The organism is Kaistia sp. SLG-1 (assembly GCF_059699055.1).
In genome coordinates this window covers 2,972,092-2,989,549 of record NZ_AP048544.1, presented here as the reverse complement: position 1 = coordinate 2,989,549, position 17,458 = coordinate 2,972,092, and the positions used below count along the sequence as shown (strand labels likewise).

At 66.5% G+C, this 17,458-nt stretch carries 17 protein-coding genes; 11 read left to right on the top strand and 6 right to left on the bottom strand.

Features of this window, described 5'->3' with window-relative positions; all coding sequences use genetic code 11:
* Nucleotides 1-28 precede the first annotated feature (28 nt).
* Entirely contained in the window at nt 29-2,137 is a 2,109-nt protein-coding gene (gene recG, locus AC6HZP_RS13515; RefSeq protein ID WP_497523292.1) for an ATP-dependent DNA helicase RecG, read from the bottom strand.
* Between the two features lie 102 nt (nt 2,138-2,239).
* Here recG and AC6HZP_RS13510 point away from each other — a divergent pair, with 102 nt between their 5' ends.
* Genes AC6HZP_RS13510 through AC6HZP_RS13495 form a run of 4 tightly spaced genes read left to right on the top strand, consistent with a single transcriptional unit; the run spans nt 2,240 to nt 5,484 of the window.
* On the top strand, nt 2,240-3,157 hold the full coding sequence (locus AC6HZP_RS13510) for a class I SAM-dependent methyltransferase (RefSeq protein ID WP_497523291.1): 918 nt from the start codon (nt 2,240-2,242) through the stop codon (nt 3,155-3,157).
* Nucleotides 3,154-3,915 carry a pseudouridine synthase gene (locus tag AC6HZP_RS13505; RefSeq protein WP_497523290.1) on the top strand — a complete coding sequence of 254 codons (762 nt, stop codon included), beginning with the start codon at nt 3,154-3,156 and terminating at the stop codon, nt 3,913-3,915. The genes AC6HZP_RS13510 and AC6HZP_RS13505 overlap by 4 nt, the downstream gene beginning before the upstream one ends.
* Nucleotides 3,912-5,108, top strand: a complete 1,197-nt coding sequence (locus tag AC6HZP_RS13500; protein ID WP_497523289.1) for a BaiN/RdsA family NAD(P)/FAD-dependent oxidoreductase — start codon at nt 3,912-3,914, stop codon at nt 5,106-5,108. Before AC6HZP_RS13505 ends, AC6HZP_RS13500 begins: the two co-directional genes overlap by 4 nt.
* Nucleotides 5,109-5,133: 25 nt before the next feature.
* Nucleotides 5,134-5,484 (top strand): VOC family protein, encoded by a 351-nt coding sequence (locus AC6HZP_RS13495; protein WP_497523288.1) that lies wholly within the window; start codon nt 5,134-5,136, stop codon nt 5,482-5,484.
* Nucleotides 5,485-5,502: 18 nt separating this feature from the next.
* On the opposite strand, the gene gfa is transcribed toward AC6HZP_RS13495, so the two are convergent.
* From gfa to rplM, 4 genes are all read right to left on the bottom strand, one after another.
* A complete protein-coding gene (gene gfa / locus AC6HZP_RS13490; protein WP_497523287.1) occupies nt 5,503-6,078 on the bottom strand; it encodes an S-(hydroxymethyl)glutathione synthase in 576 nt (191 codons plus the stop codon).
* Between the two features lie 147 nt (nt 6,079-6,225).
* The gene (gene argC / locus AC6HZP_RS13485; protein WP_497523286.1) at nt 6,226-7,176 is read right to left on the bottom strand and encodes an N-acetyl-gamma-glutamyl-phosphate reductase; all 951 of its coding nucleotides are present in this window, start codon (nt 7,174-7,176) and stop codon (nt 6,226-6,228) included.
* A gap of 154 nt (nt 7,177-7,330) precedes the next feature.
* Nucleotides 7,331-7,801: a 30S ribosomal protein S9 gene (gene rpsI / locus AC6HZP_RS13480; RefSeq protein WP_201404039.1), complete on the bottom strand. Its 471-nt coding sequence runs from the start codon at nt 7,799-7,801 to the stop codon at nt 7,331-7,333.
* A gap of 2 nt (nt 7,802-7,803) precedes the next feature.
* Complete coding sequence (gene rplM / locus AC6HZP_RS13475; RefSeq protein WP_201404038.1) at nt 7,804-8,268, bottom strand: 50S ribosomal protein L13; 465 nt, start codon at nt 8,266-8,268, stop codon at nt 7,804-7,806.
* Between the two features lie 699 nt (nt 8,269-8,967).
* Between rplM and AC6HZP_RS13470 the strand changes: the two genes are divergently transcribed.
* From AC6HZP_RS13470 to AC6HZP_RS13455, 4 genes are all read left to right on the top strand, one after another.
* Nucleotides 8,968-9,417 carry a VOC family protein gene (locus tag AC6HZP_RS13470; protein ID WP_201404037.1) on the top strand — a complete coding sequence of 150 codons (450 nt, stop codon included), beginning with the start codon at nt 8,968-8,970 and terminating at the stop codon, nt 9,415-9,417.
* The gene (locus AC6HZP_RS13465) at nt 9,414-10,220 is read left to right on the top strand and encodes an SH3 domain-containing protein (RefSeq protein WP_497523285.1); all 807 of its coding nucleotides are present in this window, start codon (nt 9,414-9,416) and stop codon (nt 10,218-10,220) included. Before AC6HZP_RS13470 ends, AC6HZP_RS13465 begins: the two co-directional genes overlap by 4 nt.
* Before the next feature lie 4 nt (nt 10,221-10,224).
* Nucleotides 10,225-10,653, top strand: coding sequence for a CoA-binding protein (locus AC6HZP_RS13460; protein ID WP_497523284.1), 429 nt, complete (start codon nt 10,225-10,227; stop codon nt 10,651-10,653).
* Nucleotides 10,654-10,812: 159 nt separating this feature from the next.
* Nucleotides 10,813-12,099 (top strand): O-acetylhomoserine aminocarboxypropyltransferase, encoded by a 1,287-nt coding sequence (locus AC6HZP_RS13455; RefSeq protein WP_497523283.1) that lies wholly within the window; start codon nt 10,813-10,815, stop codon nt 12,097-12,099.
* 321 nt (nt 12,100-12,420) lie between these two features.
* Here AC6HZP_RS13455 and AC6HZP_RS13450 read toward each other — a convergent pair whose 3' ends face one another.
* On the bottom strand, nt 12,421-14,256 hold the full coding sequence (locus AC6HZP_RS13450; RefSeq protein ID WP_497523282.1) for a PHA/PHB synthase family protein: 1,836 nt from the start codon (nt 14,254-14,256) through the stop codon (nt 12,421-12,423).
* 137 nt (nt 14,257-14,393) lie between these two features.
* Between AC6HZP_RS13450 and AC6HZP_RS13445 the strand changes: the two genes are divergently transcribed.
* The 3 genes from AC6HZP_RS13445 to AC6HZP_RS13435 all read left to right on the top strand — a co-directional run bounded on the left by AC6HZP_RS13445 (nt 14,394) and on the right by AC6HZP_RS13435 (nt 17,451).
* A complete protein-coding gene (locus AC6HZP_RS13445; RefSeq protein WP_497523281.1) occupies nt 14,394-14,792 on the top strand; it encodes a hypothetical protein in 399 nt (132 codons plus the stop codon).
* A gap of 88 nt (nt 14,793-14,880) precedes the next feature.
* Nucleotides 14,881-16,101: an LL-diaminopimelate aminotransferase gene (locus AC6HZP_RS13440; RefSeq protein ID WP_497523280.1), complete on the top strand. Its 1,221-nt coding sequence runs from the start codon at nt 14,881-14,883 to the stop codon at nt 16,099-16,101.
* Nucleotides 16,102-16,125: 24 nt separating this feature from the next.
* The gene (locus tag AC6HZP_RS13435) at nt 16,126-17,451 is read left to right on the top strand and encodes a homoserine dehydrogenase (RefSeq protein WP_201404030.1); all 1,326 of its coding nucleotides are present in this window, start codon (nt 16,126-16,128) and stop codon (nt 17,449-17,451) included.
* Nucleotides 17,452-17,458: the final 7 nt, after the last annotated feature.

The following is a 17,458-nucleotide window of genomic DNA, read 5'->3' as shown; positions in this document are numbered from 1 at the left end:
CCCCCTGAAATCACGGCGTCATCGTGTATCAGCCCGCCCTGAGCAGCTTGATCGCCTCGTCGCGGCCGAAGAGGTAGAGCAGCAGCTGCAGGGCCTTGCCGCGCGGCGATTGCAGCGCCGGGTCCTTCTCGACGATCAGGCGGGCGTCGTCGCGGGCGATTTCGAGCAGGTTTGCGTGATGCTCGAAGCGGGCGATCTTGAAGCCCGGCGTGCCGGACTGGCGCGTGCCGAGCAACTCGCCCTCGCCGCGCAGCCGAAGGTCTTCCTCGGCGATGCGGAAGCCGTCCTCGGTGTCGCGCATGATGGCGAGGCGGTCATGCGCCACCTCGCCCAGCGGCCCCTTGTAGAGGAGCAGGCAGGTCGACGCCTTCGAGCCCCGCCCGACGCGGCCGCGCAGCTGGTGCAGCTGGGCGAGGCCAAAGCGCTCGGCATGCTCGATCACCATGATCGTCGCATCCGGCACGTCGACGCCCACCTCGATCACGGTGGTGGCGACCAGGATCCGCGTCTCGCCGCGTTGAAAACGCTGCATCGCCTCGTCCTTCTCTGCCGCCTTCATCCGGCCGTGCACGAGGCCGACGACGGGGCCGAGCGCCCGCTCGAGGTCGACGAATCGATCCTGCGCGGCGGCGGCGTCGACTTCTTCGGATTCCTCGACCAGCGGACAGACCCAGTAGGCCTTGGCTCCCTCGGCGATGGCCGCGCGGATCCGCTTCACCACCTGGTCGAGCCGGTCGAGCGGCACGGTGCGGGTTTCAATCGGCTGGCGGCCGGCCGGCTTGTCCGGCAGCTTCGACACGTCCATGTCGCCGAAGGCGGTCAGCACCAGCGTGCGCGGGATCGGCGTCGCCGTCATCACGAGGATATCGGTCGCCGCGCCCTTGGCCGAGAGCGCCAGGCGCTGATGCACGCCGAAGCGGTGCTGCTCGTCGACGATGGCGAGCGCCAGGTCGCGGAACTCGACGCCGGCCTGGAACACGGCGTGGGTGCCGACCACGAGGTCGATGCTGCCGTCGTCGAGCCCGGCGAGGATCTCGGTCCGCTCGCGGCCCTTTTCGCGGCCGGTCAGGATCGCCATTCGGATGCCGGCGGCCTCGGCGAGTGGCAGCAAGGTCTTGGCGTGCTGGCGGGCGAGAAGCTCGGTCGGCGCCATCAGCGCCGCCTGGCTGCCGGCCTCGATCACGGTCGCCGCCGCCATCAGCCCGACCATCGTCTTGCCGGAGCCGACGTCGCCCTGCAGCAGGCGGAGCATCCGTTCGTCGGAGGCGAGATCCTTCTCGATCTCGGCGATCGCCGCCTGCTGGCTGCCGGTCAGCGTGAAGGGCAGGGCGGCGATAATGGCGCGCCGCATCCGCCCGTCGCCGATCCGCGCCCGGCCGGCGGCGCGGCGCAGATTGGCGCGCGTCAGCATCAGGGCGAGCTGGTTGGCGAGGAACTCGTCATAGGCAAGCCGGCTGATCGCCGGGCCCTCGGGCGCCAGCTCGGCCGGCGTCGTCGGCGCATGCACCGTTTCCAGCGAGCCTTTGAAGGCCGCCCAGCGCTGGCGGGACAGCAGCGTCGGGTCCTGCCATTCCGGCAGGTCGGGCAGGCTGTCGAGCGCGCCGCTCATGGCGCGGCCCAGCGTCTTGCGCGCGAGCCCGGCCGTCATCGGATAGACGGGCTCGACCATCGGCAGCTGCTCGAAGGCCTCGCGGTCGACGATATGGTCGGGATGGACCATTTGCGGCCGGCCGTTGAACCATTCGACCTTGCCGCTGATGAAGCGCGTCTCGCCGACCGGCATGGTGCGTTCGAGGAAGCTCTGCTCGGCGCGGAAGAACACCAGCGCGATTTCGCCGGTCTCGTCATGCGCCATGACGCGATAGGGCACGCGCCTGTTGCCGCGCGGGGCAGGCAGATGGCGGTCGATGCGGACTTCGAGCGTGACGACGGCGCCTTCCGGCGACAGCGCGATTCCCGGCTGGTTGCGGCGATCGATCAGGCCGACGGGGAGATGCAGGAGGAGATCGGCGACGCGCGGCGGCTCCGGGGCGTCGCCTCCGACCAGCAGGCGTCCCATCGCTTCGCCGATCTTCGGGCCGACGCCGGCGAGGCTGGTGACGGGTCGGAACAGCGGATTCAGGATTTCGGGGCGCATCGCGGCATGATTCTCCTCGGTCGGGAGATTAGAACGTTCCGGCAACCTTTCACCATGGCGAAGGGCAGGGTAGGAACAGCACAAATTGTGCATGAGAGACCGATGACTGAAGAAGCAGCTACCGGCGTCTATGGCGCGCCTCCGGCCGAACTCGCCGACGTGCCGCGCGACGCGATCCAGTTTTCACCGCTCGTTCCGGGCAGCGCCGCGCTGGAGCGCCGGGCCGAAGGCTCGCTTGCCGCGATGGTGATGCTGGCGCCGCCGGGCACGATCGAGCGCCGGTATGACGTGGCGCAGGCGCTGCGCGCGCTGCAGCCCGGCGGCCGGCTCACCGTGCTGGCGCCCAAGGACAAGGGCGGCTCGCGGCTCGCCAAGGAACTGCGCGGCTTCGGCTGCGAGATCGAGGAGACGGCGCAGCGCCACCATCGCATCTGCGTCTCGACCCGGCCGGCCGATCTCGCGCTGACGGGGGAAGCGATCGCCGACGGCGCGCCGCAGCTTGTCGCGGAGACCGGGCTCTGGTCGCAGCCGGGTGTCTTCTCGTGGAACCGCGTCGATCCCGGCAGCGCCCTGCTCCTGAAGCACCTGCCGCAGCTTTCCGGGCGCGGCGCCGATCTTGGCTGCGGCGTCGGCTATCTCTCGCGCGCCGTGCTCGCTATGCCCGGCGTCGAGGCGCTCGCCATGGTCGATATCGACCGCCGCGCCGTCGAGGCGGCGGCGAAGAACATCGCCGATCCGCGCGCCAGCCTGCACTGGGCCGACGTGCGCAAGGCGGGCAGCTTTCCCGAGAATCTCGACTTTATCGTCATGAACCCGCCCTTCCATGATGGCGGTGCCGAGGATCGATCGCTCGGCCAGGCCTTCGTCCGGCGCGCGGCGGAAAGCCTGCGCAAGGGCGGCCGCCTGTGGCTGACCGCCAACCGGCACTTGCCCTACGAGGAGCCCCTCAAGGCCCTGTTCTCCCGCGCCGTTCCGGTCGCGGAAGCCGAGGGCTTCAAGATCTACGAGGCACGCAAATGAGCAAGCCCGGCGGCAAGCAATCCTTTCCCTCGGCCCGGCTCGACCGGCTGCTCGCCAATCTCGGCTATGGCTCGCGCCGCGAGGTGCAGGGGCTGATCCAGGGCGGTCGCGTCGTCCTCGACGGCGAGGCGGAGACGGATCCGGGCCAGCATGTCTATGTGAAGCCCGATCTCGCCACCCGCATGACCGTGGCCGGCGAACCGCTCGACCCGCCGCCCGGCATGGCGCTGATGATCCACAAGCCGCTCGGCGTCACCTGTTCGCACAAGGAGACGGGCGCGCTGATCTATTCGCTGCTGCCCGAGCGCTGGCGCCGCCGCGATCCGGTCATCTCCACCGTCGGCCGGCTCGACAAGGAGACGTCGGGCCTGTTGCTGATGACCGATGACGGCGCGCTGCTCCATCGCATCATCTCGCCGCGCCACCATGTGCCGAAGCGCTATCAGGTGACGCTCGACCGGCCGCTGAACGGCGACGAGGCGGCGACCTTCGCGGCGGGCGGGCTGATGCTCGAGGGCGAGGACAAGCCGCTGCTGCCGGCGGAGATGGAATCCTCCGGCCCGAAGCAGGCCACGCTGACCCTGCACGAGGGGCGCTATCATCAGGTGCGCCGGATGTTCGCCGCCGTCGGCAACCATGTCGTGGCGCTGCATCGCGACCGCATCGGCCTGCTCGATCTCCCGGCCGATCTGGAGCCCGGCGCCTACCGGTTGCTGACGCCGGCCGACATCGAGCAGGTGTTCGGAGCTTCGGCGTGACGGCATCTTCCTCGAATTTCTTCGACGTCGTCGTGATCGGCGCCGGCGCTGCCGGCATGATGTGCGCCATCGAGGCGGGCAAGCGCGGGCGCTCGGTCGCGATCGTCGATCATTCGCCTTCGGCCGGCGACAAGATCCGCATCTCCGGCGGCGGCCGCTGCAACTTCACCAACACCAACACCGCGCCGAAGAATTTCCTGTCGCAGAACCCGCGCTTCTGCATTTCGGCGCTCAGCCGTTACACGCAGCGCGATTTCATCGCGCTCGTCGAGCGTCATGGCATTGCCTATCACGAGAAGACGCTGGGCCAGCTCTTCTGCGACGGCTCGTCGAAACAGATCATCGAGATGCTCGTCGCCGAGATGCGCCGCCACGGCGTCGAGATGCGGCTCGGCGCGGCGGTGAAGCGCGTCGAGCATCGCGTCGATGGCGGGTTTCGCGTTGCGATGCCGTCCGGCGACGTCGTCTGCAAGTCGCTGGTGATCGCCAGCGGCGGCAAGTCGATCCCCAAGATGGGCGCGACCGGCTTCGGCTACGAGATCGCCAGCCAGTTCGGTCTGAAGCTGGTTGAGACGCGGCCGGGCCTCGTGCCGCTGACCTTCGACCCCGCCATGCTGGAGCGGCTGGCGCCGCTTTCCGGCATCGCCGTCGACGCGGTCGCCAAGCACGGCAAGACCAGCTTCTCAGAGGCGATGCTCTTCACCCATCGCGGCCTCTCCGGCCCGGCGATCCTGCAGATCTCCTCGTTCTGGCGCGAGGGCGACGAGATCACGCTCGCCATGCTGCCGGGAACCGACGTGTTCGCGGCCCTGAAGGCGGCCAAGGCCGATCGGGGCAAGCAGGCGCTCGGCACCGTGCTGGCGACGCTGTTGCCGAAGCGGCTAGCGCAGCTGATCGCCGAGGAGGAGAAGGGGCCGGGCAATCTCGCCGATCTCTCCGACAAGGCGCTTCGCCGGATCGAGGCGGCGATCAACGCCTGGCGGGTCAAGCCGCTCGGCTCCGAGGGCTATCGCACGGCCGAGGTGACGCTTGGCGGCGTCGACACCGACGAGCTCGATTCGAAGACGATGGAGGCGAAGCAGGTGCCCGGCCTCTATTTCATCGGCGAGGTCGTCGACGTCACCGGCTGGCTCGGCGGCTATAATTTCCAGTGGGCCTGGTCGTCCGGCTGGGTGGCGGGGCAGGTAGCCTAGCCCGGCGCGGTAGGGGGAGAGCATCATGGTTGTCAGGCGCGTCGTGGCGAACATCCAGGCTCCCGATCCGGCGGCGGCTCGGGCGTTCTATGGCGACATCCTCGGCATGGAGGTCGTCATGGATCATGGCTGGATCGTCAGCTTCGCGACCGATGTCGCCACCACGCCGCAGGTCAGCATCGCGCGCGAGGGCGGCTCCGGCACTCCGGTGCCGGATCTCTCCATCGAGGTCGATGATCTCGACGACGTGCTGGCGCGTATCCGTCGCGCCGGCCTGCCGATCGAGTACGGCCCCGCGACGGAGCCATGGGGAGTCCGGCGCTTCTATGTGCGCGATCCGTTCGGTCGGCTCGTGAACCTTCTCAGCCACGCCTGAGCGCCGGCAACGCGGACCTCAGTCCTTCAGCACGCCGGATTTCTTCGCCGCGAAGATCGAGAGCGCGTCCATCAGCGTCGGCGACAGGCAGTCATAGGGCCGGAGCCCGAGCTCGCGCAGGCGGGCGCGGATGCCGTCCATGCGCTCGGGCCGCACGCCGCCCTCGATGACCGAGGAGATGAAGGCGCCGAACTGCGGCGCCTGCCAGCCCTCCTCGCGCGACAGTTCCGGATGCAGGAAGGTCAGCCCCTTGAAGGCGTGGTCCTTCTCGACCGGGCCCTTCATGTGGACGCCGCAGACCGTGCAGGCATGGCGCAGGATGGTGGCGGCCGGGTTGACGACGGCGAGCTTGTCGGCGTTGGCGACGACCTTCACATGGTCCGTCGGGGCGACGGCGACGATCGCGACGATCGCGCCCTCCGGCTTCCAGCATTGCGTGCAGCCGCAGGCGTGGTTGTGGGCGATCTGCCCCTTGACCTCGACCCGGACCGGCCGATCGAGGCAGTGGCAGACGAGCGTGCCGCCGGCGAAATCGTCGGCGCCCTGACGGAAGCCCCTGTCGATTGCGGGATGAAGAAGGACCGTTTCAGGCATTTCCAGTTCCCTCCGATCGTCCATCCCGGTTTGTCCCGGGTCCGCGCAAGGTAGCGCTGACGCGACGTCAAGGGAATTGGGGCAATGCCTCTCCGGACGGGCAGGGGAGGCGCGGACCGCTCGGGTCCGCGCCGCATTCGATCGGCCTCAGTTGAGGCCGCTGGCCTCGTCGAGGCCGAGAACCAGGTTGAGGTTCTGCACGGCGGCGCCGGAGGCGCCCTTGCCGAGATTGTCGAGCAGCGCGACCAGGCGCGCCTGGCCGGTGCCTTCCGTGCCGAAGGTGAACAGCTTCATCCGGTTGGTGCCGTTGAGGCCTTCCGGATCGAGCCCGGTCATCGCGCCGCTCTCGACGAGATCCGCCACCGTGACGAAGCGCTCGCCGGCATAGTGGGCCGAAAGCGTTTCGTTCAGGGTCTTGAGCGTCGGCCTGCCGGGAACGAGGTCGAGATGCAGCGGGATCTCGACGATCATGCCCTGCGCGTAGCGGCCGACGGACGGCGCGAAGATCGGGCGGATGTCGAGCTGGCCGTGCTTCTGGATCTCCGGCACATGCTTGTGCTGCAGCGGCAGCGCATAGATGCGGAAGTTCTCATGCGTGTAATTGGCCGCGTTCGGATCCTCGAACTCGGCGATCATCGACTTGCCGCCGCCGGTATAGCCGGAGACGGCGTTGATCGTGACCGGCCAGTTCGCGGGCAGCACGCCGGCGGCGACCAGCGGACGCAGCAGCGCGATCGCGCCGGTCGCGTAGCAGCCTGGATTGGAGATCCGCGTCGAGGCGGCGATCTTGTCGCGCTGGGCCGAATCAAGCTCGGCGAAGCCATAAGCCCAGTCCGGCGCGGTCCGATAGGCGGTCGAGGCGTCGATCACCTTGACCTTCGGATTGTCGATCAGGCTGACGGCTTCCTTCGCGGCCGCGTCGGGCAGGCAGAGGATGACGGCGTCGGCGCTGTTCAGAAGCTCGGCCCTGGCCGCCGTCTCCTTGCGCCGCTCGGGCGCGATCGACAGCAGGCGGACATCGTTGCGGCCTTCGAGCCGCTGGCGGATCTGCAGACCCGTCGTGCCGACTTCGCCGTCGATGAAGACCGTGGATACCATGGCTCGCCTCCGTTCAGGCATCTGAAGATGGGGGCGCGCGCGCCGCCCGCAAGGATGTCGTGCAAGCATGACCCTGCGATGAAACAGGGCCGCATAGAAAAAGGGCGCTGCGGTTGCCCGAAGCGCCCTTTCGAAAACGTCGCGTAGACGCCGATTAGCGCTTCGAGAACTGGAAGCTGCGGCGGGCCTTGGCGTGGCCGTACTTCTTGCGCTCGACGACGCGGCTGTCGCGGGTCAGGAAGCCGCCCTTCTTGAGGACGCTGCGCAGCTCGGGCTCGTAATAGGTGAGAGCCTTGGAGATGCCGTGACGCAGCGCGCCGGCCTGGCCCGACAGACCGCCGCCCGAAACGGTGGCGTTGATGTCGTACTGGTCGGTGCGGGAAGCGACGCCGATCGGCTGCTGGACGAGCATCTGGAGAACCGGGCGAGCGAAGTAGCCGCGGAATTCCTTGCCGTTCACGATGATCTTGCCGGAGCCCGGCTTGATCCAGACGCGGGCGATCGCGTTCTTGCGCTTGCCGGTCGCGTAGGCGCGGCCCTGGGCGTCGAGCTTCTGCACATGGACAGGAGCCGCGTTCTCGGACGAGATGACGGCGAGGTCCTGGAGGGACTGGAGATCAGCCATGTTCAGGCAATCCTCTTGTTCTTGGCATTCAGGGCGCCGACGTCGAGCACTTCCGGCTGCTGAGCCTCATGCGGATGCGTCGAGCCGCCATAGACGCGGAGGTTCTTCAGCTGGCGACGGCCAAGCGGACCCTCGGGGATCATGCGCTCGACAGCCTTCTCCAGAACGCGCTCGGGGAACTTGCCCTCGATGATCTGGCGGGGGCTGCGCTCCTTGATGCCACCGACATAACCGGTGTGCCAGTAGTAGCGCTTGTCCGTGTACTTGGCGCCCGTGAAGACGACCTTGTCGGCATTGATGACGATGACGTTGTCGCCGTCGTCGACATGCGGAGTGAAGCTGGCCTTGTGCTTGCCGCGCAGACGGTTCGCCACGATCACGGCGAGACGGCCAACGACCAGCCCTTCAGCGTCGATCAGAATCCACTTCTTCTCGACATCCGCCGGCTTGGTGGAAATGGTGCTCATTGTTGAACTCGTTTTCTCGTGCCCGGATCGGGCAGGATTAGAGGCAACAGGACACGGGGCCCTGTCGTTCGTGGCGGTGTGTAGCCTGCGCACGAGATTCCGTCAAGCGAACCGGAAAAGATGCGGCTCGAAAAACTACAGCAAAATCAATACTTTATTGATACGGTAATATTATACCGCATCAAATCCGCATTTCCGGACAGGCTTTGAGGTCCTTTGCCGCCTTCGCGCGCTCCTGCGCGTGGTTCGATCTGCGTAAAGCATAGTGGTGAATTGAGGCGTCGCCGCGAGCCTCGCCCTTGCCCGATGTCGCGTCGCCTGCCAAGCATGGTGCGAGAGCGGGGCGCGCTGCGATCTGCGGTTGAGCGACCCGGCAGGCAGAAGATGGGGCAAGTCGTTATGTATGAAGTTTGGAAGCACCCGCTGTTCCGGGTGGGTGTGGTTGTGGTGCTCCTCGGCGCGGCGCTCGCCTTCGCGTTCCTGATCGGCGCCCAATAGTCGCAGCGCCTGAAGATCCTCCGGCCTGGCGGACTCCGCGGAATCGGCCAGGACGCGGGGAGGGGGCTTGCACAGGCAGCCGCCTCGCCGCTTCGTCAGGCTGGGGCCTGAGCCGGCTCGTGGTGGATCAGGGCGACGAGCCCCTGTACCCGGCCGGGCGATCCGCTATGCTGCCGGCCGGATTGTGACGGGGAAGACCATATGACGACGACAGGCCTCGCACCAAGGCTCAGCATCGTGACGCTCGGCGTCGCCAACGTGCCGAAAGCCCGCGCATTCTACGAGGCGCTCGGCTGGCAGGCGTCCTCCGCCAGCCAGGAAGCGATTACCTTTTTCCAGCTTTCCGGCGTGGTGCTGGCGCTGTTCCAGCGCAATGCGCTTGCCGACGACGCCCATGTGGCACCGGCGGGCGACGGCTTCCGCGCCGTGACGCTGGCGCACAATGTCGGCAGCGAGGCGGAAGTCGATGCCGCGCTGGCGCATGCCGTTGCCTGCGGAGCCCGCATCGTGAAGGAAGCGACAAAGGTCTTCTGGGGCGGCTATTCCGGTTATTTCGCGGATCTGGATGGTCATCTCTGGGAAGTGGCCTACAATCCATTCCTGCCATTCGACGAGGCGGGACGCCCCGTTCTTCCTGGACCGCAGTCATGAAGACGCTTTTCCTCGCCACCGCCGCCTGCGCGGCACTCCTCCTCTCGACGCCGGCTGCCTTTTCCGCCGATCCGGAGCCGAAGCCCTATGAGGCGCTCTCCGTCACCTATGACACCTCCGGAACCGACGATCCGGAGCTGGCGGCCCTGGTGGAGACGCTGAAGAAGGCGATCGAGGTCGGCGACGTCGCGACGCTGAAGGCGAGCGCGGCGCCCGAGGTGAAGATCTATTCGCCGATGATCGGCTTCCCCGACGCGACGCCGCCCGCGGCCTTGTCCGATCCGGAAAAGCGCCCCGGCGGCGACCGGCTCGACAATGCGGCGGCGCTGACGGCGACGGGCGATGTCGACTATAGCCGCGAGGACCTCGACGGCCTCGTGGTGGACCTGTTCGGCAACGCGCTGGACCAGGGCACGCTGGGTCACTCGAAGACGGCCAACGGCGCCATCTGCTCGCCGGCCGAGCCGGTCTTCGATCGCGACAAGGCGCTCGCCGTGGCGGACGCGGCCGGTGTGCCGGCCAGCAATCTCTGGATCCTGTCGGAGAGCACCGAATTCCGCGACAAGCCGAACGAGACGGCGGCGGTGCTCGCGACCTTGCCCGAAGACACGATCGTGCCGTTCCTGGAAGGGTCGGTCGAGGGCGAGGACGGCAGCGCGGACTGGTATTCGGTGGCACTGCCCTCCGGAAAGACCGGCTACGCGACGAACGACATCTCGCGCGGCTTCCAGGCGACCAGCGTCTGCTATGGCAAGGTCGACGGGAAATGGGCCGTCACGGCCGTGATCGTTCCGGGGCTCTGACGGCATGAACCACGATCGCTACGAGGATGCCTATCTCCGCGAGATCCTGCAGGAGACGCGGACCATCGCGGTGATCGGCGCCAGCCCCAACGCGACCCGGCCGAGCCATGGCGTGCTCGGCTATCTGACGGCCTCGGGCTACGAGACCTATCCGATCCATCCCGGTATCGCCGGCCGCGAGCTGTTCGGCCGGACGGTCTATGCGCGGCTCGCCGATGTTCCGGTGCCGATCGACATGGTCGACGTCTTTCGCAATGCCGCCGCCATCGGTGGCGTCGTCGACGAGGTTTTGGCGCTGCCGGTCCTGCCGAAGGTTGTGTGGCTTCAGCTCGGCATCCGCAACGATGCCGAGGCGGCCCGTTTGGAAGCGCATGGCATTCGCGTCGTGATGGACCGTTGCCCGGCGATCGAGCGTCCGCGCCTGATCGGCTGAGGCTCGCTGCCGGCCACCCGGCCGGATGGATTTTGCCGTGTCGCGAAATGCGCCTCTCGGGCGGGATCGCGGCGGCCCATCGTTGCATACGGCCGTCAGCGGATGGCCGAAGATTCCCGATATGAAGACAATCCCGAAATGAGGATGGAGGAGATCAAAATGTCCGAAGACAGGCTGCCCGGTTTCGCAACGCTTGCCGTCCATGCCGGCGCGCAACCCGATCCGACCACCGGCGCTCGCATCACCCCGATCTACCAGACGACCTCCTTCGTCTTCGACGATGTCGACCATGCGGCGTCGCTGTTCGGCCTGCAGGCTTTCGGCAACATCTATACCCGCATCACCAACCCGACCACGGCCGTGCTCGAGGAGCGCATCGCGGCGCTCGAAGGCGGCACCGCCGCGCTCGCGGTCGCGTCCGGCCATGCCGCGCAGCTGCTCGTCTTCCACACGCTGCTGCAGCCCGGCGACGAGTTCATCGCCTCGAGCAAGCTCTATGGCGGCTCGATCAACCAGTTCAACCATTCGTTCAAGAGCTTCGGCTGGAACGTCGTCTGGGCCGATCCCGATGACATCGGCTCGTTCGAACGCGCGATTACGCCGAAGACCAAGGCGATCTTCATCGAATCGATCGCCAATCCGGGCGGCATCGTCATCGACATCGCCGCCATCGCCGCGGTCGCCAAGCGCGCCGGCGTGCCGCTGATCGTCGACAACACGCTCGCGACGCCCTACCTCTGCAAGCCGTTCGAGCATGGCGCCGACATCGTCGTGCACTCGCTGACGAAGTTCCTCGGCGGTCACGGCAATTCGATGGGCGGCGTCATCGTCGACGGTGGTCGCTTCAACTGGACGCGCGAGTCGCGCTATCCGAAGCTGTCGCAGCCGCTGGCGGAATATAACGGCGTCGTGCTGGCCGAGACCTTCGGCAATTTCGCCTTCGCAATCGCCTGCCGCGTGCTCGGCCTGCGCGATCTCGGCCCGGCGATCTCGCCGCAGAACTCGTTCCTGATCCTGACCGGCATCGAGACGCTGCCGCTGCGCATGCAGAGGCATTCGGACAATGCGCGTGCCGTAGCGGAATTCCTGATCGATCATCCGGCGGTCGCCTGGGTCAGCTATGCCGGCCTGCCGGGCGACCGCTACCACAATCTGGCCCGTCGCTATGTGCCGAAGGGCGCCGGCGCGGTGCTGACCTTTGGCCTGAAGGGCGGCTATGACGCCGGCGTCAAGGTCGTCTCGACCGTGAAGCTGTTCTCGCATCTCGCCAATATCGGCGACACGCGTTCGCTGATCATCCACCCCGCCTCGACCACGCATCGCCAGCTGAGCGACGCGCAGAAGGTTGTCGCCGGCGCCGGCCCCGACGTCGTCCGCCTCTCGGTCGGCATCGAGGACAAGGAAGACATCATCGCCGATCTCGAGCAGGCGCTCGCCGGCACCTGATCGGGCCTCCCGAGCAGACCCTCACCCCAACCCTCTCCCGTACGCGGGAGAGGGAGCCGGCCTTGCCGGTCGCATCTGTTGGCTTTCGCCACGCTGCCTTTACCTCTCCATGAGGGAGAGGTCGGAGCGAAGCTCCGGGTGAGGGTTTAGGGAACTCTCAGGATACGCCGTAAACCCTCACCCGCCGCACTGCGTGCGTCGACCTCTCCCTCAGGGAGAGGTGAAGGCCAGGGTATTTCGGCCCCCGCTCAAGGCACCTGCCCAATGCCCTCGCCCGCTGGCGGGTGAGGGCTCTTCCTTCGGCGTGAATGCCTGCGATTGCTACGCCGTCACCTTCACATAGCTTCCCGGTGCATCCTCGATCGGCTTGATCTTGCGGCCGCCGACGACGCGCGCCTTGACCCGGCGGTCGTCCTGCGCGGTGATCCAGGCCTGCCAGTGCGGCCACCACGAGCCCGGATGCTCCTCGGCCCGGGCAAGCCAGGCGTCGAAGCCGTCGCCATGCGGGGCTGGCCCGGTCCAGTACTGGTATTTTCCGCGTGACGGCGGGTTGATGACGCCGGCGATGTGGCCCGATCCGGAGAGCACGAAGGTGACGGGGCCGCCGAAGAAGGACGAGCCGTAGAACACCGAGCGCGGCGGCGCGATGTGGTCGTCGCGGGTCGCGAGGTTGTAGACGGGGATCGTGATGTCGCCGAGCGACAGCGGCTTGCCGTCGACGACAAGCTCGCCCTCGGCCAGCTTGTTGTCGAGATAACAGTTGCGCAGATAGAAGGAATGGTTCGCCGCCGGCATCCGCGTGGCGTCGGAATTCCAGTAGAGCAGGTCGAACGGGATCGGTTCCTTGCCGCGGAAATAGTTGTTCACGACGTAGGACCAGATCAGTTCGTTCGAGCGCAGCATGTTGAAGGAGGCGGTCATGTTCTTCCCCTCCAGATAGCCGCGCACGCTCATCTTCTTCTCGACCGCTTCGATCTGCTCCTCGTCGATGAAGACCTTCAGATCGCCGGCATGGGTGAAATCCACCTGCGTCGCGAACAGCGTCGCCGAGGCGATGCGCGTATCGTCAGTGCTGGCCATGTAGGCGAGCGCATAGGAGAGCAGGGTGCCGCCGACGCAGTAGCCGATGGCGTTGACCTCGGCTTCGCCCGTGACCTTCCCGATCGCATCGAGCGATTCGAGAATGCCCTCGCGCATGTAGTGTTCGAAGCTCTTCTCCGCCTGCGCCTCGCCCGGATTGATCCAGGAGATGACGAAGACGGTGTGGCCCTGCTCGACCGCCCATTTGACGAAGGATTTTTCCGGGGTGAGGTCGAGGATGTAGAACTTGTTGATCCAGGGCGGCACGATCAGCAGCGGCCGCTTCAGGACATCCTTGGTCGCCGCCTTGTACTGGATCAGCTGGCAGACGTCGTTCTGCAGGATGACCTTGCCGGGCGACAGCGCGAGGTTCTTGCCGATGGCGAAATGCGAGGTGTCTGACTGGCGGATGCGCAGCTCGCCGTCGCCGGCCTGGATGTCCTCGGCCAGCATGTCCATGCCGCGCACGAGGTTCTCGGCGCTCGAATCGAGCGTGTCGCGCAGGATCTCCGGGTTTGTGAACAGGAAGTTCGATGGCGCCACCGCATTGGCGATCTGGCGGACGTAAAAGCCGGCCTTGAGACGGACATGCGGATCGAGATCGACCGCGCCCTCGACCATCTCCTCGGCCCAGCGTGCCGTGATCAGGTAGAACTGCTTGAGGAAGTCGAAGAACTGATTCTCCGACCATTGCGGGTCCTTGAAGCGCTTGTCGCGCGGATCCGCCTCGATGACCGGCGCGACGGCGACGCCGGACATGCGCTGCATCATGCTCGTCCACAGCGTGAAATACTTCGCATAAAGCTTTGATTGCGCTTGTATGCTCCGGCCGGGCTCCGCCGTCCAGTATTCGACCACCTTGGCGAGCGTGCGGACGACCTCGGCGATTTCGTCGGTCGTATCCGGTGAAAGCCGCCCATCCTCGCGGGATTTCAGGAAGGCGTTCGCCGCCCGCGTCATGCCCTCGATCACGCGGGCGATGTTCTGGGCGAATTTCTCGGGATCTTTGACGACGAGGCTGATCGGGGTGCCGCTGGCGGTGTCTCGGGTATTGTTGCCGGATCTGTCGTTGGCCATTGTTTCTCCGAACGCCATTATGTCGTCGGCCAAGCTGCGCTTTCCCCGACGCGCAGAGTGTAATAGCTTCGCGCGCAGAGCGATACGATGCGCTCTTCGTCAGCGCACTTACCACGCACTTGCCATATGAGTTCACCATGAAACCGACCGGAATCAAGCGGTGTCGCCCCGTATCGCTCCTTGCTACGCTGGCGCTCGCCGTCACGCTGGCCGGCTGTTCGCAGATTTCCAAGACATTTGATACGACGCCGGATCCGGAACTCGAGCGTGCGGGCGTCTTTCCGAACATCAACGTCGCCGGCGGCCAGCCGCCGGGCAAGCTGATGAACGCGGACGAGCTCAGCAAGGCGACCGCCAGCCTGAAGACGAAGGCCGGCAACAACGATCCGGCCACCGCCGAGGCGGCGCGCAAGGCGAGCGAGGCATCGAACGCGGCTCTCGAGAAGACCGCGGCCACGCATGCGAAGAAGGCATTGTCCGAGATTCAGGACCGATGTGGCGAGCCGGGCGCCGACGCCACGAAATGCCCGCAATAGGGGTGCTTCCATAGATTGCGGTTCGGTGTAGAACCGCCCCTGCGCCAGGTGAGGCGCATAACTATCCAGGAAAGATGGATTCGGAGCGATGAGCGAGTTCCACAGCGTGCGGCGTCTGCCGCAATACGTCTTTGAGCAGGTCAACCGGCTTAAGGCGAGCGCTCGAGCCGCCGGCGCCGATATCATCGATCTCGGCATGGGCAACCCCGATCTCCCGACGCCCGCCCACATCGTCCAGAAGCTTGCGGAAACGGCCAGCCGTCCCGACGTGCATGGCTACTCGGCGTCGCGCGGCATCAACGGGCTGCGCAAGGCGCAGGCTGCCTATTACGAGCGCCGTTTCGGCGTGAAGCTCGATCCCAATACGCAGATCGTCGCGACGATCGGTTCGAAGGAAGGCTTCGCCAACATGGCGCAGGCGATCACGGCGCCTGGCGACGTGATTCTGGTGCCCAATCCTAGCTATCCGATCCACGCCTTCGGCTTCCTGATGGCCGGCGGCGTGATTCGCTCGGTTCCGGTCGAGCCGGGTCCGGAGTTCTTCCACGCGATGGAACGCGCGGTGATCCATTCGATCCCGAAGCCGCTCGCCGTGGTGCTGTGCTATCCGTCGAACCCGACGGCGCATGTCGCGGATCTCGATTTCTATCGCGATGTCGTCGCCTTCGCCCGCAAGCATGAGCTCTTCGTCCTGTCGGATCTCGCCTATTCCGAGATCTATTTCGACGACGTGCCGCCGCCTTCCGTGCTGCAGGTCCCGGGCGCCATGGATGTCTGCGTCGAGTTCACCTCGATGTCGAAGACCTATTCGATGGCCGGCTGGCGCATGGGCTTCGCGGTCGGCAACGAGCGCCTGATCGCCGCGCTGTCGCGGGTGAAGTCCTATCTCGACTACGGCGCCTACACGCCGATCCAGGTGGCGGCCACCGCGGCGCTGAACGGCCCGCAGGACTGCATCGAGGAGATGCGGCAGACCTACAAGCATCGTCGCGACGTGCTGGTCGACAGCTTCAGCCGCGCTGGCTGGGACATTCCGGCGCCGCGCGCCAGCATGTTCGCCTGGGTGCCGATTCCGGACGCCTTCAAGTCGATGGGCAGCCTGGAATTCGCGAAGCTTCTCATCGAGAAGGCCGATGTCGCGGTCGCTCCCGGCGTCGGCTTCGGCGAGCATGGCGACGAGTATGTCCGCATCGCGCTCGTGGAGAACGAGCAGCGGATCCGCCAGGCCGCGCGGAATGTCCGTCGCTTCCTTGAAACGGCGGACAAAACGTTGCACAACGTCGTCCCGATCAGCAGCGCCCGGCGGTGAGCCGGGCCCCTCTGGGGCGAATTTATGAACAATGCACTTCGCTTGGGCGTCGCCGGTCTTGGCACGGTTGGCGCGTCCCTGCTGCGTCTGACGCAGCGCCATGCCAATGAACTGGCTCTGCGCTGCGGTCGGCCCGTCACCGTCACGGCCGTCACGGCCCGCGATCGCTATCGCGATCGCGGCGTCGACCTCTCCACCGTGGCCTGGTTCGAGGATCCGGTCGCGCTGGCGAAGTCCGCCGATATCGACGTCTTCGTCGAGCTGATGGGCGGGTCGGACGGATCGGCAGCCGAATCGGTTCGCGCCGCCCTCGATGCCGGCAAGCACGTCGTCACGGCCAACAAGGCGCTGCTCGCCAAGCATGGCACCGAGCTCGCGCGCCGCGCCGAGGCGAAGGGCGTCTCGCTGAATTTCGAGGCCGCCGCCGCCGGTGGCATCCCGATCATCAAGACGCTGCGCGAGTCGCTCGCCGGCAACACGGTCGGCCGCGTCTATGGCATCCTGAACGGCACCTGCAACTACATCCTGACGCGCATGGAGCGCGAGGGCCTCGCCTTTGACGCCTGCCTCGCCGAAGCGCAGCGTCTCGGCTATGCCGAGGCCGACCCGACTTTCGATGTCGACGGCTTCGACACGGCGCACAAGCTGTCGCTTCTGACCGCGATCGCCTTCGGTACCGAGATCAACGCCGACGCCATCTATGTCGAGGGCATCCGCTCGATCACCACGGCCGATATCGAAGCGGCGGACGAGCTGGGCTACCGGATCAAGCTTCTCGGCGTCGCCACCCGCACCGAAAGCGGCATCGAGCAGCGCGTGCATCCGACCATGGTGCCGAAATCCTCGCCGATCGCGCGGGTCGATGGCGTCACCAACGCGGTGGCGGTCGAGGCTGATTTCGTCGGCAGACTCGTGCTCGCCGGTCCTGGCGCCGGCGGCGATGCCACGGCCTCGGCCGTGATGAGCGACATCGCGGATCTGGCGCGCGGCGATGTGGTCGGAACCTTCGGCCGTCCCGCCCATCTGCTCAAGCCGTACCAGCAGGCCGGCATGCGGGCCCATGAGGGCGGCTATTACATCCGCCTGGCCGTCTATGACCGCCCCGGCGCCTTCGCTTCGATCGCCAAGCGTATGGCGGAGAACAACATTTCGCTGGAATCGATCGTCCAGCGCCGCCGCGCTCCCAAGGCGGACGCTCCCGAACATCCGCGCCCCCTCGAGCCGCAACCGGTCATACTCATCACGTATGATACGACCGAGGCTCAGGTGAAGGAGGCGCTCGACCAGATTACGGCAGACGGTCATATTGCGGAGCGACCGCAGATGATACGAATTGAACAACTGGCCTGAAAGCGGA